Source organism: Acidobacteriota bacterium (genome assembly GCA_003696075.1).
In the GTDB taxonomy this organism is placed as follows: Bacteria; Acidobacteriota; Polarisedimenticolia; order J045; family J045; genus J045.
Window position 1 is genome coordinate 1 of record RFHH01000198.1, and the last position, 26,583, is coordinate 26,583.

The 26,583-nt window shown below is 72.2% G+C and carries 24 protein-coding genes and 2 tRNA genes; 11 read left to right on the top strand and 15 right to left on the bottom strand.

Features of this window, described 5'->3' with window-relative positions:
* Both D6718_12800 and D6718_12805 read right to left on the bottom strand, forming a co-directional pair.
* Nucleotides 1–426: hypothetical protein (locus D6718_12800; GenBank protein RMG43146.1), on the bottom strand; the 426-nt coding region annotated here is incomplete at its 3' end.
* A gap of 46 nt (nt 427–472) precedes the next feature.
* Nucleotides 473–1,063 carry a CarD family transcriptional regulator gene (locus D6718_12805; protein RMG43147.1) on the bottom strand — a complete coding sequence of 197 codons (591 nt, stop codon included), beginning with the start codon at nt 1,061–1,063 and terminating at the stop codon, nt 473–475.
* Nucleotides 1,064–1,153: 90 nt separating this feature from the next.
* On the opposite strand from D6718_12805, the gene D6718_12810 reads away from it, so the two are divergent.
* The 5 genes from D6718_12810 (at nt 1,154) to D6718_12830 (ending at nt 8,070) form a co-directional block, all read left to right on the top strand.
* Nucleotides 1,154–1,242: transfer RNA gene (locus D6718_12810), tRNA-Leu, on the top strand.
* A gap of 217 nt (nt 1,243–1,459) precedes the next feature.
* Complete coding sequence (locus D6718_12815; GenBank protein ID RMG43148.1) at nt 1,460–2,068, top strand: hypothetical protein; 609 nt, start codon at nt 1,460–1,462, stop codon at nt 2,066–2,068.
* Nucleotides 2,065–2,778, top strand: a complete 714-nt coding sequence (locus D6718_12820; GenBank protein ID RMG43149.1) for a hypothetical protein — start codon at nt 2,065–2,067, stop codon at nt 2,776–2,778. The genes D6718_12815 and D6718_12820 overlap by 4 nt, the downstream gene beginning before the upstream one ends.
* Nucleotides 2,779–2,872: 94 nt before the next feature.
* The gene (locus D6718_12825; protein RMG43150.1) at nt 2,873–5,854 is read left to right on the top strand and encodes a hypothetical protein; all 2,982 of its coding nucleotides are present in this window, start codon (nt 2,873–2,875) and stop codon (nt 5,852–5,854) included.
* Between the two features lie 14 nt (nt 5,855–5,868).
* Nucleotides 5,869–8,070 carry a hypothetical protein gene (locus D6718_12830; protein ID RMG43151.1) on the top strand — a complete coding sequence of 734 codons (2,202 nt, stop codon included), beginning with the start codon at nt 5,869–5,871 and terminating at the stop codon, nt 8,068–8,070.
* Nucleotides 8,071–8,077: 7 nt separating this feature from the next.
* Here the strand turns inward: D6718_12830 and D6718_12835 are convergent, their stop codons facing one another.
* Nucleotides 8,078–8,470 (bottom strand): iron-sulfur cluster assembly accessory protein, encoded by a 393-nt coding sequence (locus D6718_12835; GenBank protein ID RMG43152.1) that lies wholly within the window; start codon nt 8,468–8,470, stop codon nt 8,078–8,080.
* A 142-nt stretch (nt 8,471–8,612) separates the two neighbouring features.
* Here D6718_12835 and D6718_12840 point away from each other — a divergent pair, with 142 nt between their 5' ends.
* The 4 genes from D6718_12840 to D6718_12855 all read left to right on the top strand — a co-directional run bounded on the left by D6718_12840 (nt 8,613) and on the right by D6718_12855 (nt 10,833).
* Nucleotides 8,613–9,881 carry a beta-ketoacyl-[acyl-carrier-protein] synthase family protein gene (locus tag D6718_12840; GenBank protein RMG43153.1) on the top strand — a complete coding sequence of 423 codons (1,269 nt, stop codon included), beginning with the start codon at nt 8,613–8,615 and terminating at the stop codon, nt 9,879–9,881.
* Between the two features lie 131 nt (nt 9,882–10,012).
* Nucleotides 10,013–10,375, top strand: coding sequence for a hypothetical protein (locus tag D6718_12845; GenBank protein ID RMG43154.1), 363 nt, complete (start codon nt 10,013–10,015; stop codon nt 10,373–10,375).
* Between the two features lie 93 nt (nt 10,376–10,468).
* A tRNA-Ser gene (locus tag D6718_12850) sits at nt 10,469–10,560 on the top strand.
* A 36-nt stretch (nt 10,561–10,596) separates the two neighbouring features.
* Entirely contained in the window at nt 10,597–10,833 is a 237-nt protein-coding gene (locus D6718_12855; protein RMG43155.1) for a hypothetical protein, read from the top strand.
* Here D6718_12855 and D6718_12860 read toward each other — a convergent pair.
* Nucleotides 10,785–12,758, bottom strand: a complete 1,974-nt coding sequence (locus D6718_12860) for a PAS domain-containing protein (protein RMG43156.1) — start codon at nt 12,756–12,758, stop codon at nt 10,785–10,787. The two genes, D6718_12855 and D6718_12860, sit on opposite strands and share 49 nt — an antisense overlap.
* A gap of 99 nt (nt 12,759–12,857) precedes the next feature.
* On the opposite strand from D6718_12860, the gene D6718_12865 reads away from it, so the two are divergent.
* A complete protein-coding gene (locus D6718_12865; GenBank protein RMG43157.1) occupies nt 12,858–14,474 on the top strand; it encodes a hypothetical protein in 1,617 nt (538 codons plus the stop codon).
* On the opposite strand, the gene D6718_12870 is transcribed toward D6718_12865, so the two are convergent.
* The 8 genes from D6718_12870 to D6718_12905 all read right to left on the bottom strand — a co-directional run bounded on the left by D6718_12870 (nt 14,440) and on the right by D6718_12905 (nt 22,327).
* Nucleotides 14,440–15,297, bottom strand: coding sequence for a 3'-5' exonuclease (locus D6718_12870; protein RMG43158.1), 858 nt, complete (start codon nt 15,295–15,297; stop codon nt 14,440–14,442). The genes D6718_12865 and D6718_12870 overlap by 35 nt on opposite strands.
* Nucleotides 15,298–15,720: 423 nt before the next feature.
* The gene (gene rny, locus D6718_12875) at nt 15,721–17,700 is read right to left on the bottom strand and encodes a ribonuclease Y (protein ID RMG43159.1); all 1,980 of its coding nucleotides are present in this window, start codon (nt 17,698–17,700) and stop codon (nt 15,721–15,723) included.
* 117 nt (nt 17,701–17,817) lie between these two features.
* Entirely contained in the window at nt 17,818–18,120 is a 303-nt protein-coding gene (locus D6718_12880) for a zinc ribbon domain-containing protein (GenBank protein ID RMG43160.1), read from the bottom strand.
* An 82-nt stretch (nt 18,121–18,202) separates the two neighbouring features.
* Nucleotides 18,203–18,946, bottom strand: a complete 744-nt coding sequence (locus tag D6718_12885; protein ID RMG43161.1) for a phosphohydrolase — start codon at nt 18,944–18,946, stop codon at nt 18,203–18,205.
* Nucleotides 18,943–19,881, bottom strand: coding sequence for a proline dehydrogenase (locus D6718_12890; protein RMG43162.1), 939 nt, complete (start codon nt 19,879–19,881; stop codon nt 18,943–18,945). The genes D6718_12885 and D6718_12890 overlap by 4 nt, the downstream gene beginning before the upstream one ends.
* A gap of 42 nt (nt 19,882–19,923) precedes the next feature.
* Complete coding sequence (locus D6718_12895; GenBank protein RMG43163.1) at nt 19,924–20,913, bottom strand: bifunctional oligoribonuclease/PAP phosphatase NrnA; 990 nt, start codon at nt 20,911–20,913, stop codon at nt 19,924–19,926.
* The gene (locus D6718_12900; GenBank protein RMG43164.1) at nt 20,900–21,448 is read right to left on the bottom strand and encodes a gamma carbonic anhydrase family protein; all 549 of its coding nucleotides are present in this window, start codon (nt 21,446–21,448) and stop codon (nt 20,900–20,902) included. The genes D6718_12895 and D6718_12900 overlap by 14 nt, the downstream gene beginning before the upstream one ends.
* A 45-nt stretch (nt 21,449–21,493) precedes the next feature.
* Nucleotides 21,494–22,327: a hypothetical protein gene (locus tag D6718_12905; GenBank protein ID RMG43165.1), complete on the bottom strand. Its 834-nt coding sequence runs from the start codon at nt 22,325–22,327 to the stop codon at nt 21,494–21,496.
* Between the two features lie 206 nt (nt 22,328–22,533).
* Here D6718_12905 and pcnB point away from each other — a divergent pair, with 206 nt between their 5' ends.
* A complete protein-coding gene (gene pcnB / locus D6718_12910; protein RMG43166.1) occupies nt 22,534–23,844 on the top strand; it encodes a polynucleotide adenylyltransferase PcnB in 1,311 nt (436 codons plus the stop codon).
* Here pcnB and D6718_12915 read toward each other — a convergent pair.
* From D6718_12915 to D6718_12925, 3 genes are read right to left on the bottom strand one after another with little or no spacing between them, the layout of a single operon-like run.
* Complete coding sequence (locus tag D6718_12915; protein RMG43167.1) at nt 23,841–25,343, bottom strand: leucyl aminopeptidase; 1,503 nt, start codon at nt 25,341–25,343, stop codon at nt 23,841–23,843. The genes pcnB and D6718_12915 overlap by 4 nt on opposite strands.
* Nucleotides 25,344–25,394: 51 nt before the next feature.
* Nucleotides 25,395–25,946 (bottom strand): NADH-quinone oxidoreductase subunit I, encoded by a 552-nt coding sequence (locus D6718_12920; GenBank protein RMG43168.1) that lies wholly within the window; start codon nt 25,944–25,946, stop codon nt 25,395–25,397.
* A 1-nt stretch (nt 25,947) separates the two neighbouring features.
* The gene (locus tag D6718_12925) at nt 25,948–26,520 is read right to left on the bottom strand and encodes a hypothetical protein (GenBank protein RMG43169.1); all 573 of its coding nucleotides are present in this window, start codon (nt 26,518–26,520) and stop codon (nt 25,948–25,950) included.
* Nucleotides 26,521–26,583: the final 63 nt, after the last annotated feature.

A 26,583-nucleotide genomic window follows, 5' to 3' on the forward strand; every position in this document is an offset into this window, starting at 1 on the left:
GGCGCAGCACCGGCTCGAGCCCCCGAACCAGTGCCCGGCGCCCCGGGGATCGACCCACCCCACCGCGGCGGCCCCCGGTCCGGGGCGGACCAGGAGCCATCGCCCGCCCCCCTCGAACACCGCGGCGACGAGTCGCGCTCCCGAGGCGGCCTCGAGGCCGAGTAGACGCCGGCCCTGGAGCTCGCGGTCGGCGGCGGCGACCGCATCGGGCCAAACCCCACGGCCGCCGCGGATGCGGGCCGGCCGCTCGGGCGTGGCGAGGATCGCCCCACCCGGGGGGAGGGTGTCGATGCGCAGCCCCTCCGGGGTTCCCTCGAACTGGACGTAGAGGCCGGTGCCCTCCACCGGAAGGACCCGGCGGACCACACGACCGCAGAACGCCTCCCGCAACAGCGGGAGCGCGGCGAGGAGGGCCAGCGGCGTCATCGTCTCGCAGGCGCCGTCCGGCCGGCGCTGGAAGGGACGGGAAGGATCAGCTCGGGCGGCCGTTGGCGATGCCGGCCATCATCGCCTCGTCGACCTTCATCTCGATCTTCTGGGGCTCCTGCCGGCTGGCCTCGGCCAGTTCGCTGATGACGAGCGCCCGCGCGCGGTCGAGCATCTTCCGTTCCCGGTACGAGAGCGTCTTGATGCTGTTGAGATAGGTCAGGTTCTTGAGGACGTCGGCCACCTGCTCGATGTCCCCCGACCGCATCTTCTCCTGGTTCTCCTGGTAGCGGCCCTTCCAGTCCTGCGGGACGTCGATCTCGCTGGTCCGAAGCCGCTCGAGAACCTTCTTCACCTTCGCGCGCGAAACCAGCTTGCGGAGCCCGACGGCCTTGCTGTTGGCCACGGGCACCATGACGATGCTGTCGGACGACAAGATCTGGAGGCTGATGAAGGTGTTTTTCTCACCGCCGTAGTCCAGGGAGCGGATTTCCTTGACGATGCCGACGCCGTGATTGGGATAGACGACTTTGTCTCCGACCTTGAACTTCAATGCCTGCTCCTCATGCCGGGCCCGACCCGCACCCAACGACCACGCCCGTGACGGCGCGCCGGTCGCGACGACCGGCGACCCCATCCGCCGCCAAAGCAGATCGTATTGATTCTAAAGGATCTCCGGCCGAAAGGCAACCCGTGGCGCCGATCCGGGCTACCATGTCCATCCGGCGCCGGAGTGGCGGAACTGGCAGACGCAGCGGATTCAAAATCCGCCGGGCGCTCGCGCCCTTGTGGGTTCGAGTCCCACCTCCGGCACCATCCGAAGGGAACGGTCTCGGGCGCAAGGCTCACGAAAGCGTAATCCCCCTCCCGACGGCGTCCCCGCCGCGACCCGGCCGGGGCGCTCCTCCCTTTTCGGACCCGTCCCGTACCGCCCGGACATGCGGGCACCTATCTTGCTAGGTGGGCGGCGATCGCGCCGGGTGGAGCCGTTCGGGGGGACGGCGTCCCGACCCGCGGCGCGGAGGGAGGCCCCATGAACGGAACGGTGACGACCGAAAGGCACGGGGAAGCCGGCTATTCCGTTCCGGAGCTGATCGCGGCGCTCCTCATCGCCACGCTGCTGCTCGGGTTGGGGTACTCCACGTTGCAACGCTCCTCGTGGCGATCGAGTGCCGCGGTCGCCGAGCTCGCCGGGCGCCTCGAGCTGGCGCGTTCAAGGGCCGTGTTCGAGCGCAACGACTACGTCGTCGTCTTCGATCCTTCCGACGAGACGATGAAGATCGTCGACGACGAGGACGGCGACGGCAGCTACACGCCGGGGCGAGGAGAGCGGATCGACCGCTACCCGCTGTCCAACGGCGGGAGAGCGATGGTCTTCGGCTTCGCCCCCGGAACCATCGGTCTCGACGGGCAGCCGATCACCCGGGCGATCAGCTTTCCCGGAACCCCGCCCCGGCTCGTCTTCGATCCCGCGGGAAAGGCCGACAGCGGTGTGATGTACCTGATCCCGGAAGAAGACATCGGCCGCGGCGATCCGACTCACATGCGGGCCATCACGGTGAGTGGCGCCACGGCGCGCATCCGCCGTTGGCGCTACGACCCGACCGCCCCGGGGCCAGGGCCTTGGAGGCTCGAGCCATGACGCCTCGCCCCGCACCGCCGCGCGGCGGCGCCGAGGCGGGGCTGACGCTCGCCGAGACCGTCGTCGCCCTGGGGATCTTCGGGCTGGCGCTGCTCGGCCTGAACGTGATGATGGTCAGCTCGCTGCGCACCTCCGAGCTGGCTCGCGATCTGGCGACGGCTCGGTTCCTCGCCGAACAGCGGATCGAGCAGATCGAGCGGGCGCGGTACGAGGACGGCGACGGGGACGGCGTCTTCGATCCCTCCGCACCCTGCACCGACATCGACGAGGTGACCGCGGCGAACTTCCCCGACGAGGGATTCGGCGAGATCGACCTCAGGAACGGGACGCTCTTCACGTACCGCGATTGCGCGGGCCGCCCCGGCATCCGGGCCGCCGCCGTGCCGACCTCCGCTTCGGACTACCCGGACACCCCGCAGGGACGCCTCGAGCGCTGGACGATGCGCGACCAGTACGCGCGGTTCCGGCGCGAGGTTCACATCGTCGACTCCGCCGACTACGAGCGGCCGATCCGGAACGTGTCCCTCGACGGACCGAACCTGGCCGCGCCGGACAACGTCGTCGTCGACCTGGCCCCGCCGGGCTCCGGCGTCCCGGCGACCGACTTCGTCAAGTTCGTGCTCGTGCGGGTGAAGTGGAGGGACAGCCATGGGAAGGTCCACCATGTCACGGTGTCGACCCAGAAGACGTTCGCCATCCCCGCCGGCTGAGGAGGCCGTTTTCCGGGCCGCCGCGCGAGGACCCGGCGAACGGACCGCGGGAAACGGCGAGCGCGGCTTCTCCCTCTCCGAGATCACGGTCGCCATGGCGTTGACCGCGATGCTGTTCCTCGCGGCCCTGTCGATGCTCGCCATCGACCACAAGATCTACACGAGGGACGATGCCCGCCTCGAGGCGGACCGGGAGGCGCGGCACGCGTTGGAGCGGATCGCCCGGGACCTTCGCATGGCGGGGTTCGGCGTCGACTCGCGAACGATCGCCGACGCCGGTCCGGACGGCGTCGCCGGGACCGCCGACGATCTGGTGGGGCAGGCCCGGATCGTCTGCGCGGCACCCTACGACCTCGCTTTCAACGCCGACATCGACCCGGAGGTCGGGGCCGTCGACGGCTCGCTACCGGGCGCCGACGTTCCTTGCGCGGGGACGCCAGCCTCGTTCCATACCGGCGCGGAGACGATCCGCTACACGCTCGACTCGGACGGCGACGGGTCGGTGGACGGCCGCGACCGGGGCGACGAGGCCGAGGAGCTCATCGGCCGGAACGACGGACTGTTTCTCCTGCGCCGGGAGGTCTACGGGGCGCACGGGACGACGAACGAGAACCCGGTCGGAACCGTGGCTCTCGTGCGGGGGCCGGTGGCCTACCCGAGCGGGGCCCGGCCTACTCCGCTCTTTCTCTACTGGGGCCGCTTCGACCCCGATCCCGCGCTCGACCTCTGGGGCGACGACGGCTCCGGCGGAGGGATCGCCGGGAACGGCCTTCTCGAGCCCGGCGAGCTGGCGGCGCTGGGTCCGGTGACGGACGAGGACGCGGACGACGACGGGGTGCTCGATCCCGGAGAAGACCGGAACGGCGACGGCGTGCTCTCGCGCCGGATCGACGAGCTGATCCGCGAGATCCAGGTCACGATCACCGCGGAAACGCCCTACCCCGATCCCGATTGGCAAGACCCCGTTCGCTCGACCTCCGGGTCGCCCTTCCGGTTCCGCAGCTCCACCATCGCCAGCGTGATCCGGCCGCGGAACCTCGACCTGCCCGGCGGCGCCTGCGGAGGACTGCCGCAGCCGCCCTCCGGGCTCCATCTCGCCAACGCCTGCCCGGACCCCCTCGCCGACGGACGAGTGAGGCTCGAGTGGACGGCGTCTCCCGACGACGGCGGCGGCGAGGGGGATGTCGAGCGTTACCTCGTCTACCGCACCGAGCACCCGGGACGGTTCGGCCAGTCGGCTCTCTCGGAAACCGCCGCCGGGACGACGCAGTGGACCGACGAGTGGATGGACCTCCGCGGCTGGCCCCCGCGGCAGTACTGGTACCGCGTCCGGGCGATGGACTGCACCCCTTCGCTTTCTCGGGAAGAGCCGGTCGCAGGCCCCTATCCCCCGGAGCCGGGGCCGGCGTTTCCGCCGGAGGCGCGCCTGGTGGATCCGCCCGGCAACGACGGCACGTCGCTCGAGGTCAGGTTCTCCCGCTCGCCGGACGATCCGGCGAACACGACCGGGTACGGCGGACCCGTCTCCGGTTACCACGTCTACCGCTCTCGAACGAGCGACTACCGCTGCGTGGCTCCGGTCAGCAAGACGGCGGTGCCGGCGACCGGGGCCGCCGAGTACGCCTATGTCGACGACGCGTCGAATTCGACGTCCCCGCCGGCCTTCGGCGAACTCTACTACTACTGGATCCGGTCGGAAGACGACGCCGGCCGCCTCTCGCCTTACGGCCCGCGACTTTGCGGGCGACCGTATCGGGGGCCGGCGCCGCCCCGAGGGGTGCGCGCCCGCATCGCCGACCGTGGCCCGGGCGACCGTCCGGTGGAGCTGGTCTTCTCACCCAACCCCGACAACGACAGCGCTGGATACGATCCCTACCTGGTCGACTACCGGATCTACCGCTCGCACGACACCGACGGTGACGGTGTCGCCGATTCGCTCGTCGGCGACAGTGCGGGCTACACGGAAAACGACCTCGCGGCGTCCGTCCGGTGGACCGGCACGGTCTGGGCGTTCTCGCACAATGGCGCGCAGCCCCTCCACCGGAGCCTCGACGGCGGAACGAACTGGCGGCACGACGCCTCGCCGTCGCCATCCATGCTGCACGACGGCGCCTTCGCGGACGCCGACGTCGGACTCGTCGTCGGTCACGGGGGCGAGATCCTCCGCACGGCCGACGGCGGAGCGAACTGGAGCCCGGTGACGTCGGGAACGGCGGCCAACCTCCAGGACGTCGCCTTCGTGAGCGGAAGCCGCGCGCTCGCCGCCGGGGACGGAGGGAGCCTGCTCCGGAGCGAGGACGGAGGCCGAACGTGGACCGCGGTCGCCTCGGGCACTTCCGCCCGGCTCGTTGCCGTGGCCGCGGCCGGCGACGTGGTCGTCGTCGCGGGCCAGGCGGGCACCCTGCTGCGCTCCCTCGACGGAGGCATGACGTTCGCTCCCGTGAACTTCACCACGGAGAATCTGTTCTCCGTCTGCGCCGCGCGGGAGAGCGGCGGCGAGGTCACCATCTGGGCCGGGGCCACGAACCGGTTGTGGAAGTCGGCCGACTCCGGGGCGAGCTGGACGCCGGTCGACCTGCCCCAGGCGGGGGCGGTGAAGGCGCTGGCCTGCGCGCCGGGCGGGGCGGCGGTCGCGGCCGGCGACGGTCCGGCGATGACCGTCTTCGCCACCGCCGACGGGCTCGGATGGAACCCGGAGCCGGTCGCGCTCGCGGCTGGGGCCTGGGATGCCGAGATGCTGGACGGCAGGCTCGCCTGGGTCGCCGACCAGGCCGGGTATGTTCACCGCCGCGACGCCGCCGGCGCCTGGACGAGCGTGGCGGTGGACACCGGTCAGCTCCGGGGCCTCGCGGTTCGACCCGAGATCATCTGGGAGGACGGGGCCACCGCGGGCGACCCGAGCGGCACCCGCCACCACTACGTGGTCACCGCGGCCTACGCGCAGGGGAGTCCGCTGGACGGCGAGTGGGGTGTGGTCCCCGACCGCCCCGCCTCGGTCGAGTCGCCGGACGACGCCCTCGACCAGATCCTCGTCGACCCCTGCCGCGACTTCGAGCTGTCGATCGAGACGCCATGAAAGGGACACGCCGCATGACGGTTCGGAATCGCGAGTCCGGCGCGAGCCTCGTGGTGGTGATGATGGTCGTTGCCGGGCTGACCCTCGTCGGCCTGGGCCTGCTCGCATCCGCCACGCTCTCGCTGAGCAGCACGGACGCGGAGCGGGACGACGCCGAAAGGCGCTTCATCGCCGAGGCGGGGCTGCAGCGGATGGCCGGCGACATCACCTGCTCGCTCGCCGGCAGTCCCGCCCTGGGGCGGATCTTCGACAATCTCGTCATGCTCCACGGGACCCACGGCCGGTCCCGCGGCCCCGACGGGGTGGCCGGGACCGAGGACGACGTGGGAAGGGACTACGTGCGCGTCCCGCACGGCCGAGGGAGTTTCACGATCGACATCCTCACCTTCCCCGAGACGGTCGAGGAGGCGAGAAGGCTGGAGTTCGTCGACATCCAGATCCGCTCGACGGCCGAGCTGGACGGGCAGAAAAGCACCCTCTCCGGCGTGATCCGGGTCGGATTGAGACCTTCCCGGGTCTTCGACAACGCCTACCTGATGGACAACCACGCCTGGATGGACGGCTGGCCCTGCGGTTCTCTCTACATCCACGGCAACCTGCGCGCCAACGGCGACGTGCGGCTCGCCGGATCCTGCGTCCGCGGCCGTGGCACGCCGCTGTACGAGCGCGTGACGGGGACCGACCTCGTCGGCCGGATCCACGACGGGGGCATCATCGCCGCGGGGGCCATCACCGGCGCCCAGAGCTGCGAGGGCGACTACGCCGTCGCGGCGAACCGCCACGAGCACGAGGATCGCGTGCGCATGCCGAACCTCTCCGACCTCTCCCTCTACGTTCGCGCGGCACGCGAATGGAACGGCGGCTCCGCCGGCCCCGACGGGATCTGGGGAACCTCGGACGACACCGGGGGTTCGACGCTCCAGGTGTGGGACAAGGGCCTCGGCCGCTACCGGACCTACCGCGCCTGCATCGGGTGCAACGTCGGTCCCGACGGGGTCTGGAACACCGCGGACGACCTGTACGGGCGGGACGGCTTGCCGGGCACCGACGACGACGAGTCACCGTTCATGATCCTCGACGGCCGGATCCAGCCGATCATCATCGACGGGCCCGTCGTCATCGGGAGCCCGGGGCCGGACGGCGTGTGGAACACGGCCGACGAGTACGACGCCTCGGGCCTCCGGCCGATGACGGGGGCGGTCATCATCCTCGGCCGCGTGTCGGGTCAGGGGAGCATCTACAGCGCCGGGAACATCTACATCCCCGACGAGCTCGCCTACGACGCCCCGCCGCTGCCCCACCTTCCCGGGAGCGGCCCGCCGCCGGGCACCGGGTACCCCAACGGTCCGTCCACCCTGTTCCCGTCGATGGCCGAGGAGGACATCGAGGCGTGGCTCGCTCTCACCTCGACGTCTCCCCCCGCGGGCGCTTACCGCGTCCGGGACGCCGACATGCTGGGCCTGTTCGCGCGCGAGAACATCGTCATCGGCAGGTTCACGGGGGGCCTCCACTGGGACGAAGTCGACGCCTGGCTCGCCAACCCCGACAACGAGTCGAGGGAGGATCTCGGAGCGGATCGGCTCCCCAACACCCTGGACGCGGACGAGGGGAACGGCGTCTGGGACGTGCGGACCTACGGCGCGGACGGAGCGAACCAATGCGGGTCGGGCCTCAGACCCGCCGGCTACGCGCCCGGGGACGTCGTCCCTGGCTCGGGCGAGGATCTGGACGGGGACGGACGTTTCGACGACCGGATCACCCGCGGGAGCGTCGACGCGTACGGGCTTCCCTCGGGAGGGCCCTCGAGCTTCGCGTTCCCCCTGAACATCAACGACCGGCTCGACTACACCGCAGCGGATCCGAACTCCGCCCCGCCGCTCGACACGGACGGCGACGGCGCGATCTGGCGGGGCAGCCCGCTATGGACCGACGCTTCCACCTCGCACACCTGGGCCGAGGTCGCACCCGATCCACCCCAGTTCGATTCGCTTCAGGCGGTGCTCTACTCGAACCACGCGATCGTCGGAGTGGCGCTGGCGGGTCCGTCGGGGCTGCACGAGTACTACGGCGCCGTCATCGCACGCGTCGAATCGCTGTTCGGCTCGGCGACGACCGTTTTCTCGCACGACCCCCGGCTGCTCGGCGGAGCGCGCGGCTACGGCATCTTCCTTCCCCGCGAGCTGGAGGTGCAGGTGAGAAGCTGGAAGTCGGAGTGACGGCTTTTCACACCCCGAAGGAGACGCCGCACCCGCAGGATCTGGTCACGTTGGGGTTGTCGACCACGAAGCCGGCGCCCAACAGATCCTCCACGTAGTCGACGGTGGCTCCGCGGAGGTACGGCAGAGAGACCGGATCGCACACGACGAGCACTTCCTCGATCTCCACCCGCTCGTCGTCCTCCCGAACCTCGTCGAACGCGAACGTGTACTTGAACCCGGCGCACCCGCCGCCGTCCACGCCGACCCGGAAGGCCTTCCCCGCGAACTCGGTCCGGCCGCTCCGGAAGCTCCTGATCTTCTCCAACGCCCGCGGGGTCAGCGAGATCAGGGGCGCGCCCGCCTGCGGCAGCCCCCGGTGCGCTCCGGCCCCGCCTTCGGTGGTTCGGTTCGTGCTCATCCGGTCTGGTCTCCCACCGTTTCGAGCCGGCACCGCCGGCCTATGCATAGTGTACCTTCCCGGCCGAAGCGTGTCCCGCGCGCCCGATCGGCCGGGTTATGATGGCGGGCCGCCCGGGCGGCGGGGAGACCTGGAACGGACGATGCCGCGCCGACGTGTCGTGATCACGGGGATGGGAGCGGTTTCCTCGATCGGAACCGGCCTGGCCGCGATCGAATCGGCCCTTCGCGAGGGTCGCTCGGGAATCCGCCGCGTTCCGGAATGGGGCGAGATGGGCATCGAGTCGCAGGTCGCCGGTGTCCCGGAGGCCGAGCCCGACTGCCCCCTCCTGACCCGGCGGGTCGAGAAGAACTCGACCAGCGTGGCGCGCATGGCCCTCTTCGCCGCCCACGAGGCACTCCGCGGAGCCGGCCTCGACCCCCTCGGACTGCGCGGGCAGCGGCTGGCGGTGCTCATCGGCTCGGGGTCGGCCTCGACCCTGCAGAACTTCCTGTCGTGCCGCGACCTCGAGCGGACGGGAACCACACGGCGGGTCACGCCCTACACGGTGCCGCGAGTGATGGGATCGACCGCGGCGGCCAACGTCAGCGTGGCGCTGGGGACGACCGGAGAGAGCTGGTCGGTGTCCTCCGCCTGCTCGACGGGCGCCCACGCGATCGGGCTCGGTGCGCTCATGATCCGCTGGGGACGCTACGACCGGATCCTCGCCGGCGCGGCCGAGGAGCTCGACTGGACGCGGGTCGGCGCGTTCGACGCCATGCGCGCCCTCTCCCGCGGCTACAACGATCGCCCGGAGCAGGCCTCCCGCCCGTTCGACGTGCGCCGGGACGGGTTCGTGATCAGCGGGGGCGCCGGTGTCGTCGTGCTGGAGGAGCTCGAGGCGGCACGCCGGCGCGGCGCGCCGATTCTCGCCGAGGTTGCCGGGTACGGCGCCAATTCGGACGGGCATGACATGGTCCTCCCCGACACGAGGGGAGCGGTGAACGTGATGCGCGAGGCGCTGGCCGACGCCGGCATCGCCCCGGAGGAGGTGGGCTACGTCAACGCACACGGCACTTCGACGCCGCACGGCGATCCGTCGGAGGCCGCCGCGATGGGCGAGGTCTTCGGGCGGCGGCAACCGTGGCTCTCCTCGACGAAGTCGATCACCGGCCATGCGATCGGGGCGGCGGGAGCGCTCGAGGTCATCTACACCGTCCTGATGATGCGCGGCGGCTTCCTCGCGCCGTCGCGGAACCTCGACGAGATCGATCCCTCGTGCGCGCACCTTCGCTTCGTGCGCGAACCGGACAACGACATCGCCGTGACGGTGGCGATGTCCAACAGCTTCGGATTCGGCGGGACCAACGCCTCGCTGGTTCTCAGGTTGGTCGAACCGGCGGGTCAGCCCCCGCGCAGCGCCGCTTCGTAAGGCGCCGCCTCCGCGCGGGCCCTCCGGAAACGCGGACGGCGGAACGGCTGGCGAACCGCACCGCCCGGCGTACCATCTCGGTGCCGGAAGGGCGTCGGGGGTCGGGCAGCGCGCCGACAGGACGGTACGCCATGGCCACCTGCCCCGAGTGCGGCGGACGCCTCTTTCCCGTGCGGCCCGCGGCGCTGGTCCTGCCCCGCGAGGGCGTCTGTTGCCGCTGGTGCCGCGCCCTGCTGCGCCTTCCCTGGACGTGGCGCGCCGCTTGGCTGGGCGCCCTGGTCCTCGCCCTCGCCGCGGCCGCGTACGCCGCGTTCCGCGTCCCGGCGGGCCCGGCGCGGCTGCTCTGGCTCGCCGGCCTCGCGGCCGGGGTCCCGCTGGCGGCGTGGCTCGCGGGATCGTGCCTTCCCCTGGCGACGGTCCGCCCGAGGGACTACAGGGAGTGGACGGTGGAGGAGGGGGAGGCCGAAGCCGCCGCCGGCCGGGAAGCCTCCTGAGCGGACCCGGCGCCCGATCGTGACACCGGGCCGGGACTGAGCTATCGTTCCCCGGCGCGGCGCCGCTGCGGCACGGCCGCGGAGCGGCAGGCCGGAAGGGTGGCCGAGTGGTTTAAGGCGGCGGTCTCGAAAACCGCTGTACGGGTTTCCCCGTACCGTGGGTTCGAATCCCACCCCTTCCGCCAGTCAGGCCGCCGGCCGCGCCCGAGCGGGAGTGGCTGATGTCCGATGCCGACGCTCCGGGCGGGAACGATGCCCCGCTGACGATCTTCGACCTGCTGACGGCCTATCACCGCAGCCTCGAGACGATGCGGGCCTGGCTCGACGAGGCCGACATGACCGATGTCGAGCGGGCCGGGATCGCCGATGCCTGGCAGGCCGAGATGGCGGAGTGGTTCCGCCGCCACGGCTACTGCTTCGGCTGCAACCGCCCCCTCGCCCGCTGCTCCTGCGATTGAACGCGCCGGCGCGCGGAGGCGAGGGAGGGCAGGCGGATCGTGAAGACGGTCCCCTCGCCGGGGCGCGAGTCGAACGCGATGGTTCCGCCCGCCGCCTCCACGACCCGCTGGCAGATCGGCAGCCCGAGTCCGGAGCCCCCCTCCCGGGTGGTGAAGTGAAGCTCGAAGATCCGGTCCCGGTGCTCTTCCGGAATGCCGGCGCCCGTGTCCGCGACGGTCAGCACCACCGCGTCGCCGTCCGGCCGGGCCCCGAGCGTCAGCCGCCCCCCATCGGGCATCGCCTGAAGGGCGTTGAGCGCGAGATTCAGCAAGACCTGGCGCAGCCGCGCCGTCGACACGGCGACTTCGCCCGGCTGTCCTTCCTGCTCGACGACGAGGTCCACGCCTTGGTGGCGTGCCTCCACGCGCAGCAGGCGGGCGACGGAGTGCATCACCTCGGTCACCCGCGCATGGGCCGGTGCGCGCTCGTCCGGGCTGGTGAAGTTCAGCCACTCGTCGAGGATCTCGTGGAGCCGGTCGATCTCCTCCTTCAGGACGTCGACCCGCTCCGAAGCGGTCGGGTCGGCGTGGGCGAGCCGTAGCAAGCGGCGCCGAAGCTGCTCGAGATGGACGCGGACGGCCCCGAGCGGGTTCTTCACCTCGTGGGCCACGCTGCCGGTGAGCCGCACGATCGCTTGCAGCTTCGATGCCTCGCGGAGATTCCGCTCGAGCGCTTCGATGGAGGCCCGGTCCTTGATGACCAGGAGGACGCCGGCGACCCGTTCGCCGTCCTGGAGCACGTAGCTCGTCACCTGGACCGCCACTTCACCGCCCGCGACCCTCAGGGACAGCGAGCGCTCCCGGACGGCCTTGCGCCGCGAGATCGCCGCGCGCACCACCTCGGCGAGCGACGGGTTGTCGTTCAACAGCCGCCGGAGCTTCAGGAGCTGCTCGTCCCCCTCCCCCTCGACCCCGAACATCTCCGCCGCCTGGCGGTTCGCGATCACCGGCCGGCCTTCGGGATCGAACAGGATCACGCCTTCTCGCAACGCGTCGGTGAGCGAGGCGACGAGGAGGTCGTCCCGCCGGACGGCGTCGCTGAGCGACTCGAGTCGCTCCTCGATCATCGACAGCGCTTCCCGGCCGAGCCCCCGGCCGGGCGGTAGCCGGATGCCGCGCGCCATCGCCTTCAGCCTCCGCGTGAGGGCGACGACCTGGTAGGTCGCGAGGGAGCCGAAGGCCACTCCCAGCAAGGCGACGATGCCGGCCAGGATGGGAGCCAGGAGCCGCGGCTGGACCGAGACGTCGAGACGGGGCAGGGCGGGGATGTCCGAGATCTCGCCGCCGACGTAACGCAACCGGACGACGCCGATCGGCTCTCCCTTGGCGTTGGGAACCCCGACGGAGACCTCCACCACGGGTCTTCCGTCGGCCCGTTCCCCCTCGAATCGCCTCACGACGGGCCGGTGGAGGGCCGTCTCCAGGAGCCGCACCTCCTCGGGATCGGTGAATCTCCGGTCGACGGCCAGGGTGTCCGACGCAGCGACGATGCGGTGCTGCCGGTCGATGATCAGGACGGACTCCAGCGGGCCGACAGGCTGGCTCGGGAGCGCGGGCTCCCGATCTCGCCCGTAGACGAACTGCCACATGCGGCGCTGCAGCCGCTGGTACGCGGGGGAACCCTCTTCGAGCCCTTCGAGAGTCTCCACGTCCCAGAGGAACGGAGCGGCGATCTGGCGCGCATGCTCTTGGACGACCGCTTCGTACCAGCTCGCGAGATGCACCTGCTCGGCGCTGATCTGCCGCTCGATGTCGTGGCGCACCCTCGCCTCGATCTCCCGGGCGTCGACGTACGCGACGTAGACGACGCCGGCGAACAGACAGCTCAGGAGGACGAGGGCCACCGTCAGGATGACGGCGAGGGTGATCGGTTCGCGTGCCGCCATGGCGCCTCCCGGTCGGGATTATGCCCGATGCCCGGGCCGGATCCCCGCGCCACTGGACGGGCTCCAGCCGGCCACCCCATCTTGGCCGGGAGGAGGCCGATGTCGCTGCGCCTGCCCAGGTGGACCGCCGGGGCGCTCCTCGCCGCATGCGCCTGCGCCCCCGGGGGCGGGGGCGCAGGGCCGGCGAGCGTCGAGCCCCGGGTGACGCCCGATCTCGACGCCTGGCTCGCCGAATGGCCGGAGGTCGAGTTGGGATGGGAGGCGGAGGGGCTGCCGGAGGAGGACCGGCAGGCCCTCGACCACCTGCTGGCGGCCGCGCGGCAGGTGGACGGCATCTTCCTCGACCAGGCCGGCCGCTCGAACCGCGAGCGGCGCGAGCGTCTCGAGGCGCTGCCCGCGGTCGAAAGGCGCAAGGCCCTCCGGCTGTTCGACATCAACTTCGGGCCGTACGACCGCGGGCGGGCGGGGCGGAACCTCTTCCTCGACACCCCGCCGCGCCCTCCCGGCGCCGGCTTCTATCCGGAGGACCTGACGCCGGAAGAGTGGACGCGGTTCCTCTCCGAGCACCCCGACCGGGAGGCCGAGCTGATCTCCGAGACCACCCTGGTGGTGCGCGACGAACACGGACTGAGCGGACGGCCCTACTCGAAGGTCTTCCGGGACCGGCTCGAGGCGATCGCCGGCAGCCTCGAGAAGGCGAGGAGCCTCACCACCGACCCCGCCCTGCGTCGCTACCTCGGGGCGCTGGCCGAAGCCCTCCGCTCGGACGACTACCGCGAAGCGGACCGGCTCTGGCTCGAAGTCCGCGGCCCCGTCCGATTCCTTCTCGGGCCGCATCCCACCGGTGAGGACCGCCTGTTCGGCCTGAAAGCGTCGTTCGAGGCGCTCGTCGGCGTCACCGTACCCGGGGGCGCCGCGAAGGTCGAGGCGGCGGCCCGCCGCCTCGAGGCGACGTGCGGTGCCCCCCCGCCCGACGCTTCGCGGGTGGAGCTGCTGGACCTCGCGGGCGCGGGCGGCGCGGCTCGCGCCGGCGGCGTCCCGGTGGCCGTGGAGTTCCCGCTCGACCCGACGCCCGGTAGGACCCGCCACCTGGTCTTCCGAAACGTGGCGCTCGCCAAGAGCCGAATCCTCCTCCGACCCGCGGCGCAGGCGCTCCTGGGCGGCGGTCCGGAACAGGACGGGGAGACCTATGTCGACTTCCTCCTCCTCCATTCCCTCGCGCACGGGCGGCCCCCCCGCGCGGGTCCGGACCGCCTGCGGGAGGCGGCCCCCCTGCTGGACGAGGCGCGTGCCGGCCTCGCCGCGGCGCTCGCGCTCGCCGACCGGGCCGAGGGCCGCGCGACCGTCCTCGCGGCCCTTCTCGGCGCCCTCGGCCGCGGGGAGCGGGGCGCGGCGGCGGCGCGGCTCCAGCTGGCGCTGCTCGAGGCGGAGGGGGCGCTCGCCATCGACCGCACGACCGGACGCGTGAGAACCCGGGCGGAGGAGTGGGCCGCCGGGCTGCGGCGCGCCTTGGCGCGCGTCGACCATCTGGTGGCGGCGGGGGACTACGCCGCGGCGCGGCGCTGGCTCGATCGGGCGGCCGGGTTCCGCGCCGGACGGCTCGCCGCGATCGCCGCCGGGTTGCCGTTCGACATCGCCGTGCGGTTCACGGGCGCGGCGCGGCGGCCGCCCCTTTCCGGCGTCACGTCAGCCCCGCGCACTCCAGCAGCGCCTTGAGGATCTCCGCCTGGTGCCGGGCATCCGCATCGGCGCGGTGTAGCGTCGCCTCGTCCTGAGGTTCGAGGCCGAGGCGCTCGGCGATCGTCTCCCTCGTGGTGTCGAACCACGGCAGTCCCAAGACCCCCATCGCCAGCGCCTTGGTATCGATCCCCTTGTAGCCGAAGGGATTCCGCACGCCGCACCACTCGTAGTACCAGGCGACGTACATCCAGTCGAAAACCGCCACGTGGCCGACGAACACCGGCTCCGTGCCCGGAACCAGGCTCCGGTCGACGAACCGGTTCAGGCGCTCCATTGCTTCCCGCGGTTCCACACCCTCGCGCCGCAGGCGGTCGAGGTCGAGGCCGTGCACCGCATTGGCCCGGGGATCGTTGCCGGCGAAGGCGGGGCGGATCTCGACGTAGAAGGTCTCGCCGATGCGCAGGCCGCCATCCCGCGGCGCGACCACGCAGGCGCCCAGGCTCACCATGCTGTACAGCCCGGGGACCGGCCCGGTGGCTTCGACATCGATCGAGTAGTAGGTCGCGCGCGCCTCACCGCTCACCTGGAATGTCCTCCGAAGCCGAACGGGGCGGAGGGGGAACCGCCTCCTCCCCACGTGGATGCAGGGCTCGGAAGCCGGCCAGATACCATCCCCCCTGGACGGCCCGTTGGAGCCACCAGGCCGGACGCCGAAGCAGCCAGCGGCCTCCGAGAGCGGGCACGACCCGGGCCGCGACCGCATCGACCCGGGTGGCCGCGCCGAACAGGAGCGCTCCGCACCGCGACACCCCGGCCGCGACCCGCGCGTACAGGCGGGCTCCCGCGCCGTCCAGAGCATAGCGCCGACCGCGGCGAACGACGGCGACGACCAGGCCGAGCAGGTCGCTCCGCGCCGGCGGACGGGCGTCGGCTCCCGGCAGGCCGTCGCCCTTCGTGACCAGGCGGCCGTCCCGCCGCCGCGCGATCACCCGGTGGACCGTCAGGCCCCCGTCGCGAAGCCTGTCCGCGAGCGAGGCGTCCGGGCGTGCCGGCGCGTCCCGGAAGAAGAGCACGACGTCGCCCACCCTGGGGACCCCCTCCGCGCGGCGCCAGACGATCTCGTCCCCGCCGCGAAGAAAGGGCGCCATCGACCGCGTCGCCCCCGAGACCGGCATGCGCCCCCCCGGAACGGCTCGCAGCGCGTCGCGAACGAGCTGCCGGACCTCGGCGCGCGCGCCGGCGGGGCGGTCTTCCCCGGAACGGGCCACGGCGCCGCACTCCCTCAGCGCGCCACGGCCTGCGCCTTGAGCTCCCGGATGACGGTGATCTTCACCCTCCCCGGATAGTCCATTTCGTTCTGGATCCTCTGCGCGAGATCGTGAGCGAGCAACGCCGTCCTGTCGTCGTCCAGCTTGCGAGCCTCGACGATGACGCGTAGCTCGCGGCCGGCCTGCAGTGCGTAGCACTGGCTCACGCCTTCGAACGAAGCGCCGATCTCCTCCAGCTTCTTCACGCGCCGGATGTAGTCGACGGTCGTTTGCCGCCGAGCGCCCGGACGAGCCCCGGACAGGGCATCCGCCGCCGCGACCAGCACGGAGATCGGGTGGATCACCTCGCAGTCGTCGTGGTGGGACTCGATGGCGTTGACGACCACGTCCGGCTCTCCGTACCGCCGCGCGATCTCGCCGCCGATCTCAGGATGGGTGCCCTCGCGCTCGAAGTCGACCGCCTTGCCGATATCGTGGAGGAGAGCGGCCCTTTCGGCCAGTTTCTGGTCGAGGCCGAGTTCGGCGGCGAGCATGCCGCAGATGCGGGCGCATTCCTTGACGTGCTCCAGCACGTTCTGGCCGTAGCTCGTCCGGAACTTCAGCCTCCCGAGAAGGGTGAGGATCTCGGGGTGAACCTTCTTCAGCCCGAATTCCTCCGCCGCCTCCCGGCCGGCCCGCAGCGTCTCCTGCTCCACCTTCCGCTTGACCTGAGCCACCACCTGCTGGATCCGGCGGGGATGGATCACCCCTCCCTCGATCAGCTTCTCCAGGGCACGCCGGGCGATCTCACGCCGCACCGGGTTGAAACCGCTGATCGTCACCTGTCCGGGGTTGTCGTCGATGACGAGCTGCATGCCGGTCAGCTTCTCGAAGGTGCGGATGTTGCGCCCCTCCGTGCCGATGATCCGGCCACGGATGGCCGGGTCCGGGATCTTGACGTGAGAGACCGAGCGCGAGGCGGAGTACTCGGAAGCGACCCGCTCGATCGCCAAGGCGATGATCTTCTGGGCCTCGATCTCCGCCCGCCGCTGCGCGTCTTCCTTGATCGCGCGGACCTCGGCCGCCGCCGACTGCCTCACCTCGGCGCGGAGCGCTTCGAGGAGCTGCCGGCGGGCCTCCTCGCGAGGGAGAGCGGCCACCTCTTCCAGGCGGACCAGCGCCTGCTCGCGGAGCCGCTCCAGCTCCGCCCGCAGCGAGGCCACCTCCTCGCGCCGGGTCTCGAGTTCCCGCTCCCTTTGGACGAGGAGCTGGTCGCGCCGTGCGAGAGCCCGATCCCGGTCGACGAGCCGGCGGTGGCGGCGTTCGGCATCCTCTTCCGCCTGCTCGAGCTGGGCCGACCTCCGTTTCTCCTCCTCCTCCCAGGCGCGCCGGCGCCGCTCCAGCTCCTGTTCGACGCGAGCGCGGTGCTCCGCCGCCTCCCGCTCCGCCTGGGCCTCCGCCGCCTCGAGGATCCTCTGCCGCTCCGCCCGCGCGCGAGAGAGAACGCCGCGCGCGGTGCGTGCGGCCAAGGCCCACCCGGCCGCCAGGCCGAGCGCCGCCCCGAGGGCGGCCGTGGCGAGAAGCGCCGAACCGCCCGTGGCCCCCGCCGCCGCGAATCCCGCGAGACCGCCCATGCCGTGCTCCTCGCGGGCCTTCGGCCCGCTGCCCCGGGAAGGACACGACACCGATCGGCACGGGACGTCAAAGACGCTCAGCGCGCGGCACGGCCGCTCGGCAGGCGCCGTACCGGCCCCGCCCGCCGACCCGCCCGGCGACCCCGGGCGAGCCGGCCGCATCGAGTGGATTCGAAAGGCCGTCCGTCTCCGCAGCTCCGGGCTGCGGGTTCGCTGTCCGTGCTTCCGGCGGCGGAAGCGGTCCGCCGCCCCGTCGGTCCGGTGGCGCGCGCGGGTTCGGAGATGCCGGGACGTGGAGCCCGCGCGGGAGTCCGCGCGGAGCGCCGGGCCGCCCCCCGGCCTGCCGGCCGGGCCGCCGCAGGAGACCCCGCTCGCCGCCACCAGGTCATGTCTTCCCTTCGTGCCGGGCCGCGGCGCTCCCGCGACCCGCCGGAGGGCCTCATCCCCCCGGTGGCGCCGATGTTAGCGGCGGCCGATCAGGCGGTCAAAACGGCGGAGTCAGCGCGACGCGGCCGCCGCAGCGGCCGGTCGCGCTCCGGGAGCCCCCTCTCCGCCCCCCTTGGCGTCGGACTTCTCCCCTTCGCCGCTCCGCTTCTTGCCGGAACGCTCCCCGCCGGACCGCGAGCGCCCGTAACCGTCGGCGAACCAACCGCCTCCCTTGAGAACGAACGAGGACCGGCTGATCAGTTTCTCGAGCGGGCCCCCGCACTTGCCGCACCGCTTGAGCGGCCGGTCGGAGAACTTCTGCATGACCTCGAACTCGTCCCCGCAGGCTTCGCAACGGTACTCGTAGATCGGCACGGTCGTCACCTCACGGGCGCCCGGCCCCGGCGGTCGGCGGGGCGGTGCCAGGCCCCTTGTCTAAGATGGCTCCCCGGGCCTGTCAATGCGCAGCTCCCGCCTCCAGGATCCCGGTGCCGGAGTCGAAGACGGCTACCGGACGGAACCGGACGAAGTCGGACGCGACGAAGGCCAAGCGGACCCCGTGCAGAAGCCCGCGTGGAGCCCAGGCGTGGTCGTCGGCGTGAAGGTGCCCGTAGACCGCCAGATCGACGCCCGCCTCCGCCAGCATCCGGAGGACCTCGGTGGGAGCGCCGTCCGGTCCCGCCGGCGGGAAGTGAAGCACCGCGATCAGCCGGTCCCCGGCCCGGCGCAGGCGGCGGGCGGCGGCGAGGGAAGCGTCGAGCCGCGCCAGCTCCCGGCGGTAGAGGGGAGGGTCGCGCACCGGATCGGACCACGGCAGGCCCGGGAGGTTCCACCCCCTCGCCCCGCAAAGGACGACACCTTCCTCGAGCCGGAGGGCGTCGCGGTGGAGGATCGCCAGGCCGGCGGGAAGCGAGGCGCGGACCTTGGCCGCCGAGGTCCACCAGGAGTCGTGGTTGCCCTTGAGCAAGACCTTGAGCCGGCCGCGCCGGCTGGCGAGGTACCTCAGATCGGGGGCCGCCTCCTCCAGCGTGTGCGCCCAGGAGATGTCCCCGGCGACGAGGACGACGTCCTCCTCGCCGACGGTGCGGTCCCATTCGCGGGCCAGGCGCTCGGCATGGTCGGACCATACCTCGCCGAAGACGTCCATCGGCTTGGGGCGTCCGAACGAGAGGTGGGGATCGCCGATGGCGAAGATCTTCAACCGCCCGCCGCCGCGTCCGCGCTGCGTCCCGGGCCGAATCCGAGCACGTTCCGGGCAACGTGGGACGCCAGCCGGGGATTCTCCACCAGCCGGCGGAGCGAGTAGGCGTACCACCCCGAACCGAACGGAACGTAGACGCGCATGGGATGTCCTTCGGCGACGATCAGCCGCCGCAGCTCGGCATCGACCCCGAGGAGCATCTGGAACTCGTAACGATCCGGACCGATATCCCGCTCCCTGAGGAGGCGGCGCGTCTCGAAGACGAGGGCCTCGTCGTGCGTGGCGACCGCCGTGAACGTTCCGTCGCCGTCGAGCATGACGCGCACCGCGTCCACGAACGACCGCCGCACCACGTCGTCGTCCTGGTACGCGATCTCGCGCGGCTCGATGTAGATGCCCTTGCAGATGCGAACCGACGCTCCCTCGGACGCCAGGCGGCGGACATCGTCGAGGGTCCGGCGCAGGTAGGCCTGCAGGACGACGCCGACGTTGTCGTGACCCCTCTGCCGGAGGGCACGGTAGAGATCGAGCGTCTTCTGGGTGACGCTCGAATCCTCCATGTCGAGGCGGACGGTGAGACCGTCGCGTGCCGCCCGCTCGAGCACCTCCCCCACCGCCTCGAGCGCCAGGCCGGACGAGAGCGCGAGTCCGAGCGCGGTGGGCTTCACGGAGACATTGGCCTGCACGCCGCTGCCGACGATGCCGTCGATCGCCCGCTTGTAGGCGTCCACGTACTCTCGGACCGCTCTCTCGTCCCGGACACCCTCCCCCAGAACGTCCAGCGTGGCGCGGCAGCCCTCCTCGTTGAGCCGTCTCGCGACCGCGAGCCCGTCCTCGAGCGTGTCCCCCGCGATGTAGGTCCGGGCGAAACGCCAGACGAGCCCTCTGGGCACCAGCATCAACGCCCGCAGCAGCGCCCGACGTCCCCGCCTCATGACCTCACCTCGTCCCCGTTCGCCGCTTCCCGCCGGACCTCTTCAGCCGGTGACGAGCCGCTCGAGTTCCGGGAGCAGCCGGGCGGCCGCTTCTTCGAGGCCCGCCTCCATCACGATACCGGAAGCGTTCCTGTGGCCGCCGCCTCCATGGGCGCGGGCGAGCCGGTTCACGTCGAGCCTCCCCTTCGAGCGGAGGCTGATCTTCGTGCGGTCCGGGCCCAGCGGCCGGAAAAGGACGGCCACACGGCTCTCGCTCGAGCGGAGCGCCAGGTTGATCACCTCGCTCAGGTCCTCGCCCGCCGGGCCGAGGGCCCCCTCGAAATCGGCCGGCGTGCGGAGGACCAGCAGGCGCCCCCCCGCCCGGACCTCGAGATCGGCGAGCATTCTTCCGAGCAGCACGAGGAATGCGGCGCTGAACCGCTCCTCCAGCCGAGCGTACACCTCGGCCGGGCTGGCTCCTGCCGCCACGAGTTTCGCCGCCATCCGGAACGCGTCCGCGTCCGTGTTGCCGAACCGGAAACGACCCGTGTCCGACACCAGCGCGGCGTACAGCGCGGTCGCGGCGTCGCGGTCCACGGGATCGCCGGTCGCCTCGAACAGCCGGAGAACGATCTCGGCCGTGCACGAAGCCTCGGGGTCGACCAGCAGCAGGTCCCACATCGGATCCGGCTCCGGGTGGTGGTCGATGCAGATCTTGAGGCCCCGCGCCGCTCGGACGGCGCCTTCCATTTCTCCGAGGCGCGCGGGATCGGAGTTGTCGAGCATGACCACCGCGTCGGCTTCGGCGATCGGAGCATCGTGCTCCGCCGGGTCGTAGACCTCGATGCAGCCTTCCGGGTCGAGGAATCGCAGCGTTCCTGGAATCGCGTCGCGGTTGACGATCCGCACCTCCGCGCCACCCCGGCGGAGCCAGGCGGCGAACCCGGCCTGGCTGCCGATCCCGTCGCCGTCCGGGTTCAGGTGCGTCGTCAGGATCCAGCGCGAACCGGGGCGCCGCCGGGCCGCGACGGTGTCGATCTCATGCGCCGCCATACGGTCCCCCGCCGAGGCGTCCCTCCCGGTAGAGCCGACCGTACCGGACGTACCGCTCCACGCCCTCGGCGACGCGGCGGGCGGTCGCCTCGTCCACTTCGCCAATGATGCGGCCGGGTACGCCGGCGCAGACCGTGCCGGAGGGGACCTCGAAGCCCTCCCTCACCACGGCGCCGGCTGCGACCACCGCCCCGCGCCGCACCGTCGCGCCGGAGAGCACGACCGCCCCCATGCCGATCAGGCAGTCGTCCTCGAGGACGGCGCCGTGGACGACGGCCCGGTGGCCGATCGTCACCCGGTCGCCGATCACCGCGGGATAGCCCTCGTCGACGTGGATCACGCAGAGGTCCTGGACGTTGGACCGGCTGCCGATCCGAACCGGTTCGATGTCTCCGCGCAGCACGCTGCCGTACCAGACGGTCGAGGCGGCCCCGATGCTCACCTCGCCGACGATCACCGCTCCGGGTGCGACGAAGGCGTCGGGAGCGATCGTCAGGCGGGTGGGGTGGTCACCGCCCGGGCGCGGGCTGGGCATGGCGATCTCCGTCGGGAACGGCTCGGGCGCGAAAAGGTGGTCAATCTAGGGAGACTCGATCCCGGCGTCAAGGCCGGCCGCGGGCCACGGTTCGGGCAGCTCCGGCCGGCGCCGGCGCTCGGCGGAAAAGGAGGTCAGCTCGAGGCGGACCCGCCCTCGGAGCCGCTCGTGCCATCCCTCGATCCGCACGAGGGCCCCCGAATCGCCGTCGACCCACAGGCGGGTCTTTCCGCTCATCCCGAGCAGCGTGCGCCCACCCTCCTCGGCCGGCGCCAGGACCACTTCGACGAGCCGGAGGCGGAGTCGGCGCCGGCGCGAGCCCGGCGTTCGCACCCGGACCGTGCTCTCCTGCCGGCTGCCGACCGCGGCCTGCACCTGGATCGGGCCGCTGCGGGTGAGGAGCGTCACCCGCCCGCCTCCCTCCGCCGCCAGTTGCCCGAGCAGGCCGAGCAGCGCGTACGGCTCGACGACCGCCCACGCCGGCGGGATGCCGTCGAGCCCGAAGCTCCGTTCCTCGCGCCTGTTCCACCGGGCGGGATCCTGTTCCGCTCCCCGTGGGCGGTCGTAGGAGACCACCGCGTACCGCCGGCCGTCGCCCGCACGCCATCCCGCCCGCGCCTTTTCCGGCCCCGCGAGCTCGAGCCAGCGGTCGCTCCGGCGGCGCAGCGGGTCGAACCAGGTGGCAGCCAGACGCTCCCCCGCGGTGGCGCCGAAGATCCGTGCCTCGGAGCGGACAGCCAGCTCGATCCCGCCGTCCTCGGCGGGAAAGCGCTCGATTTCGGCGATGCCCTTGGCGAACAGGAACTTCCGGCCCTCGAGCCGCAGCAGGGTCCATCCCTCGAGAGGACTGGCCGCCGCGGTTCCGGCGACCGCCGTCACGAGGGCCGCCGCCAACAGCAACGGGCGGCGAGACGGGCGATGGCGCGTGGCGGTCACGGTCCGATGGTAGCCCGGAACCGATCCGACGACCGTCCCGGGGGCATCCGGGGTATCATCCCGCGCCGGCGGCGGGGAGCGCAGGAGCGCGGAACCCCGCCCCGCGGATCGCGGGCCGCTCCCGGCCGGCGCGGCGGATCGGACACGGAATGACGACCGGACAGGATCACGGAGAGCCGCTCCCGGCCGGGGATCCGGCGACGGCACCGCCACGCCCGAAGGAGATCGCGATCGCCTTCCCCCAAGAGGCTCTCGACGCCGACGCCGTGCGGGTGATCAGGCGGCTGACGGAGGCGGGTCACCAGGCCTATCTCGTCGGCGGCTGCGTCCGGGACCTCCTCTTCGGCCTCCGGCCCAAGGACTTCGACGTCGTCACCTCCGCGCATCCCCCGGAGGTCCGCCGCCTGTTCCGGAACTGCCGGATCATCGGCCGCCGGTTCCGACTCGCGCACGTCTATTTCCGGAACAAGATCGTCGAGGTGGCCACGTTCCGGGCCAACGTGACCGAACCTCGGGACGGCGATCTCCTGATCCGTGACGACAACCGCTTCGGAACCGCGGACGAGGACGCGGTGCGCCGCGACTTCACGATCAACGCGCTCTTCTACGATGTCGACCGGCAGGTGATCGTGGACTATGTCGGCGGAGTGGAAGACGCCGAGCGACGCATCATCCGCTGCATCGGCGATCCGCCGATACGCTTTCGCGAAGACCCGATCCGGATGCTCCGGGCGGTCCGGCACGCAGCGAGGCTCGGCTGCACGATCGAGCGCGAGACGCTCGAAGCGATCGCGACCTACCGCCGCCACGTGCTGGAGGCCGCGCCCCCTCGCATCGGCGAGGAGTTGCTCCGCATGTACAGAGGGGGCGCGATGGCACCCGCGTTCGACCTCCTCCGCGAGACGGGGCTTCTGGAAGTCGTCCTGCCGGAGCTGGCGGCTCATCTGGAAGCCGCGGGCGAGGAAGAAGTCCGCGCCCTCAGGCGCCTCCTCCGGACGATCGACGCGGTGACGCAACAGGGACAGGAGCTGCCCGCGTCGCTCCAGCTCGCTGCCCTGCTCTCTCCCGTTCTCATGGAAGCTGCCGGCCCGTCCCCCCGGGACGCCGGGGCCCGCGTGTCGGAGGCGCTGCGGCCGATCGCCCAGCGCCTTTCGGTCAGCAAGCGCGACTGCGAGCGCATCCGCCAGGTTCTCCTGGCCCTGGAACGGTTCGTGCCGGGGAAAGGGCGGAAGAGGCGCTCCGCATCGGTGTTCATGCGGAGGACTTATTTCCCCGAGGCGTTGCGCCTGTTCGAGCTGGTCGCGGAGACGACCGGTGACCTCGTCGAAGAGGCGCGGCGCTGGCGCGCGCGCTACAGCGAGCTGTTCCCCGCCGGGCCCCCCGAGGACCGCCGGAAGCCGCGCCGGAAGCGGCGCGGCGGGCGGCGCGAGCACGGGGAGAAGGGGGCGCGGACCGGCTAGGTCCGCTCCGCGAGCCGCACGAGGGTGGCGACCGCCGCGCCGGTGCCGCCCCGTCCCGTGAGAGGGTCGTCCTTGTCCGAAAAGGCGGGGCCCGCGATGTCCATGTGCACCCAGGGCCGATCTCCGGCGAATTCCTTCAAGAACAGCCCGGCGGTGAGGGCGCCGCCCCACCGGGGCCCCGTGTTCTTCAGATCGGCGATGTGACTCTTCAGCTGATCCCGGTCCTCCGCGAAGAGAGGCAGGGGCCAGCAGCGCTCGCCGGCGCGCTTCGCCGCGTCGAGCACCCGGTCGACGGCGCGCCGATCGTTTCCCATGATGCCGGCCGTGCCGGTGCCGAGAGCGATGACGCATGCGCCGGTGAGCGTGGCCACGTCCACGGTCAGATCCGCCTCCACCGTCGTGCGCACCCAGTCGAGCAGGTCGGCGAGTACGAGACGCCCTTCCGCATCGGTGTTGCTCACCTCCACGGTCAGCCCGCGGCGCGTTCGCAGGACGTCCCCTGGCTTGTAGGCGCGGCCCGACACCAGGTTCTCGACCAGCCCGACGAACCCGTGGATCTCGGCATCGCAGCCGACCGCGGCCAGGGCCGACATGGCCCCGAGGACCGCCGCGGCGCCCGCCATGTCCATCTTCATGTCGCTGATGTGGGACCCGGTCTTGATGTTGTATCCCCCGGCGTCGAACGTGACCCCCTTCCCCACGAAGGCCAGCCGCGCCGCGGGCCGCCGGCGCCGCGCCGGGAGGACGAGATGGGCCACGCGAGGCGGCTCGTCGCTGCCCGCCGCCACCGCAGCCAGTGCCGTCATCCGCTGCCGGGCGATCTCCGACGGGCCGAGCACCCGCATCCGGATCCCGGCCCGCCGGGACTCCGCGCGGGCACGCCGCACGAATTCCCGCGGAGTCATGACGCCGGCGGGCTCGTTCACCAGATCCCGCGCCAGGAAGACGCCCGCGGTCACCGCCGAGGCGCGCCGCAGAGCTTCCCGGAAGGCGGGCCTGAGCGAACCGGTGCAGAAAACCGCTTTCTGCAGCCTCCCCCTCTCGCGGGACGAGGTGCGGTACTTGTCGAAGCGGTACAGGCCGAGACCGAAACCCTCGGCGGCGAGGCGGAGGCGCTCGTCGAGCCCGCCGACCGAGCGCGGCGCGGGAGGCACGGACAGGGCGCAGCTCCGCACGCCCAGGGCGCTCACCGCGCGCGCCGCCGCCGCCGCCGCCCGCCGCACGCGCGCCGCGTCTCCGTCCGCTTCCCTCCCCATCCCGACGACCACCACGGGCCGCCGGGCGCCTCCCAGCTCCACGTCGACTCGCTCGACCTTGGCGGGACCGGCCTCGAAGCCGCGGCGTTCGAGTTCCGAGCGCACCACCCGGTCGGCGGCGGGAGCGCCCGTTGCCGGCCATGGGCCCCCGGCCGTTCGAAACAGCACCAGCGCGTCCGCACCGGCTTCCGCCGGACGGCCCGACGCCACCTCGAACCGGATCGGGAGCTTCATCCGCGGCATCCTCCCCGATCGCCCGACCGGCGCGGAGCCCCCGTCATCCGGCCCGCCGCCTCACTTGGCCGCCCACTTGTGGATCGGGTCGGGACGCGCGCCGCCAAGCTCGAGCAGGCGTTCTTTCGGGAGGACCGCCTCCTCTCGCGAGGAGACGACGAAGGTCGCCACATCGCTCATGAAGATCGCCTGTTCCGGGCAGGCTTCCTCGCACAGGCCGCAGTAGATGCACCGCAGCATGTTGAGATCGAACCGCGCCGGGTATTTCTCGACGTTGCTGTCCGAGAACTCTCCCGGGACGATCTTGATCGCCTCCGGCGGGCACACGAACTCGCACAGCTGGCAGGCCACGCACTTGATCCGGCCGTCCTCGTCGGTCACCAGCGCGGGGATGCCGCGGTAGCGCGGAGGCAGCGGCGTCGGCTCCTCCGGGTACTGGCGGGTGACGCGATCGCTCGGCCGGACCGCGTGGCGGATCGTCGTCCGCAGGCCGCGCAGGATCTCGGGGATGTACAGTCGTTCCAGGAGGTTCAGCTCGCGCCGCGGCACCTTCACGTCCCGCCTCCTTCCGAAAAGGCCGCCCCTGCGGCGCGGGCGGCGGTGGCGGGCGATTCTAGGAGCGCGCCCCTCCCGGCGTCAACGCGGCCTCCTTCTCCCAGACCGATAGGATTCGCAACACGAGACCTTCCAGGCGGGCGAGGCTGCCGTCGTTCCGGACGACCGCATCCGCCTCGGCGAGGGTCCGGAGCAGCTGCTGCGAGGTCGGGCTGGAGCGGTTCTCCTCCGCCTCCTGCGCCAGGAAGGTGTCGAGCGTCACGTCGTCGCCGGGGCGCCCCCTCCGCCGCGCGCGCCGCCACCGCACCTCGACCGGGGCGTCGATGCCCAGGAGCCGGAAGTCGGGCCTGCGCCTGAGCACGGCGACCTCGGCGGGGTGCCGGATCGAATCGACGACGGCGCGCTCTTCGAGATCTTCGACGAGCGCCTCGGCCAGCACGCCCGGCCCGCCCGCCTTTCGCATCTCGCGCCCCAGCGCGATCAGCGTCTCGCGGTCCGGCGCGAGCCCCCGGCGCGCCGCGGCGCGGCGCACGACGTCGGACAGGGAATGGACCGCGAACCCCCGGCGTGCGAGGAGGGCTGCCACCTCCCCCTTCCCGGCGGCGTTCGGTCCGGTGAGACCGATCAGCATGCCGACGGGGCCCCGGAGCGCCGGCCGGCCCCCATCACCGGTGCTCGGGCGAGCCTTCCGCCA